Origin of the sequence: Photobacterium aphoticum, from assembly GCF_001029435.1 — a bacterium.
GTDB lineage: Bacteria > Pseudomonadota > Gammaproteobacteria > Enterobacterales > Vibrionaceae > Photobacterium > Photobacterium aphoticum.
In genome coordinates this window covers 1-385 of sequence record NZ_LDOV01000065.1, presented here as the reverse complement: position 1 = coordinate 385, position 385 = coordinate 1, and the positions used below count along the sequence as shown (strand labels likewise).

3 tRNA genes are annotated in these 385 nt (G+C 46.5%); all 3 read left to right on the top strand.

The annotated features are described in order from the left end of the window. Window positions 1-24 precede the first annotated feature (24 nt). The 3 genes from ABT58_RS23020 (at window position 25) to ABT58_RS23010 (ending at window position 368) form a co-directional block, all read left to right on the top strand. Window positions 25-99: transfer RNA gene (locus ABT58_RS23020), tRNA-Gln, on the top strand. A 44-nt stretch (window positions 100-143) separates the two neighbouring features. Next, window positions 144-228, top strand: a tRNA-Leu gene (locus tag ABT58_RS23015). 55 nt (window positions 229-283) lie between these two features. Further along, window positions 284-368: transfer RNA gene (locus ABT58_RS23010), tRNA-Leu, on the top strand. The last annotated feature ends 17 nt before the right edge of the window (window positions 369-385 follow it).

Sequence of the window (385 nt, the reverse complement as noted above, 5' to 3'; positions counted from 1 at the left end):
TAAGTCTCTGTAAAGAGCATCTGCAGGTCTATCGCCAAGCGGTAAGGCAACGGGTTTTGATCCCGTCATCCCCTGGTTCGAATCCAGGTAGACCTGCCATTATTACACTTTACGTTCAATCTTTATTGATTAACGGAAAGTATGCGGAAGTGGCGAAATTGGTAGACGCACCAGATTTAGGTTCTGGCGCCGCAAGGTGTGAGAGTTCAAGTCTCTCCTTCCGCACCATTATTCTTCAGATTAGTTTTTACTAAACTGAAAATACAATCAGTAGCATCCGAATGCGGAAGTGGCGAAATTGGTAGACGCACCAGATTTAGGTTCTGGCGCCGCGAGGTGTGAGAGTTCAAGTCTCTCCTTCCGCACCATTCTTGCTCTGATTGAT